Here is a 1,972-nt window from a genome sequence, read left to right on the forward strand (position 1 = left end):
GTAGTAGTTGGTGCCGATTCCTCCGTTGAGGGAAATCGTCGGGATGTATCCGCTCTTTGCCAGCTTGATGTTGCGGTCCGCGTATGCGAGGCGGACCATCTCGGACTTGATCGCCGGCTTGACCTGGACTGCCTCTGCATAGATGTCCTCAGGACTCATCAGGAGCATGTCGTCGATGCCGTCAGTGGCGGGACGGACGATGGAGAAGCCTTCCGGAGAAGGAAGCTCGAGGAGCTGGCTCAGGTCGAGCAGGGCAAGGGAGAGATTGTTGCGGGCCTGGGTGAGCGAGAGCGTGCTCTGCGCGAGGGTCGCCTCCTGCGCGGAAACCTCAGCCCGCGATGACTTTCCGTTAGCTGCCATCTCGCTGAGGCGCTCGACCTGCATCTTGTCGATCTCCACCTGACTCTCGGCAACCTCGACTATCTCCATGTCGTAGAGTATCTGCACATAGGCCTGTGCGACCGCTACGCGGATGTCGTCCTTCGCCTTCTCGAGATCTGAGGTGGCGGCCTCGAGGTCGAGCTTGCTCAGGGCGATGTTGTGGACATTCTGCAGTCCGGAGAATATCGGAACGTCTGCACCGAGGCTGAACGAGGTGCTGGTGGTATTCGCATTCGCATAGGTATTGTCGGCGGTGAGGCCTCGTCCGAAGGAGAAGTTCTGGCTTGCGCTGCCGCTGATGCCGGGGAGCCTCCTGTTCTTGGCGGAGTTGACGGCGACGTCCTTGCTCTCCACATTGATGGCGCTCTGCTGTATGGTGATGTTGTTCTCCAGGGCATGCTCGATGCACTCCGCGAGTGTCCATTCCCTCTGCTGAGCTCCGGCGATGAGGCTCGACGCAAGAAGAATCGATGCTGTAAATATCTTTCTCATCTGCGCAATGATCTTTATTCGTTGACGATTCTCGGACCTCGTACGATGTCGCCCTTGCTCAGGCCGTCCTTCACCTCGATGTTGATTCCGTCGCTGAGTCCGGTGACGATGCGTATTCTCTTGTAGCTGCCGTCATCGGACTTCTTCTGCACATATACGTCGTCTCCCTCGAACTCGAGGGCGCTCTCCGGAACTGAGAGGACTGATTCCGCGCTTTCGAGGACGATCTCCGCGTTCGCGCTGTATCCCGAACGTATCGTGCTCTCGCTGTCGACGTTCACCGCAGCCTTGATCTCGAACTGGTTTGCGCCGTTCTTCTCGACGGCCTTAGGCGAGATGTACTCGAGGGTCGCGTCGAAGGAATAGTTCTGAAGCGCACCGATGGTTATCTTCACAGGAACGCCCTCGAAGAGCGAACCCACCTCTGTCTCGTCCACATTGCCGTCGAAGATGAGGTCCTTCATGTCGGCTACGGTCGCCACTGTCGTACCGTCGTTCATGGTGTTCGCCTGGATGACGGAATTACCCACCTTCACCGGAACGTCGAGGATGAGACCGGTGATGGTAGAGCGCACGAGGGTCGAGCTCGACTTCGCATTCGATGAGGATACACCGTCGCGGATTACCTCTAGAGCGTCCTGCGCGGCGGATTTCTCCTCCTTTGCCTGGTTGAGGGACTGGGTCGCCTTGTCGAATTCCTCTGCGCTGATGAGCTCCTTGCCGTAGAGGGTCTTCATTCGGTCGAAGTCAATCTGCGCCTGCTTGAGGTTGAGCTCAGCGAGACGTACGCGGCTCTGTGCCGAGCTCAGCGAGTTCATGTCCGGGATGACCTTGAGCTTCGCGATCACTTCGTTCTCCTGCACGGTCTCGCCGGCCTCCTTGTAGAGCTCAGCAATGATGCCGTTGATCTGAGGCTTGATGTCGACTTCGTTGCGCGGGATGATCTTGCCGGTAACGACGGCAGTGCGATGGATGTCCATCACGCTCGCCTCGAGCTCCTGATACTTGATCTCCTCTGGCTTCGACTTCTTGTAGAGGAACACGAAAGTCCATACAAAAATCAGTGCGACCAGCGCAAAACTAAGGTACTTGATGATCT

The 1,972-nt window shown here is 57.5% G+C and carries 2 protein-coding genes; both read right to left on the reverse strand.

The genetic code is table 11. The annotated features are described in order from the left end of the window. Positions 1-873, reverse strand: an 873-nt coding sequence (locus AC06ND_RS08055) for a TolC family protein (RefSeq protein ID WP_475678472.1), incomplete at its 3' end; no start/stop codon positions are given. 14 nt (positions 874-887) lie between these two features. Continuing rightward, positions 888-1,970, reverse strand: a complete 1,083-nt coding sequence (locus tag AC06ND_RS08060) for an efflux RND transporter periplasmic adaptor subunit (protein ID WP_475678473.1) — start codon at positions 1,968-1,970, stop codon at positions 888-890. Positions 1,971-1,972: the final 2 nt, after the last annotated feature.

This window comes from Candidatus Cryptobacteroides sp. (assembly GCF_056207615.1).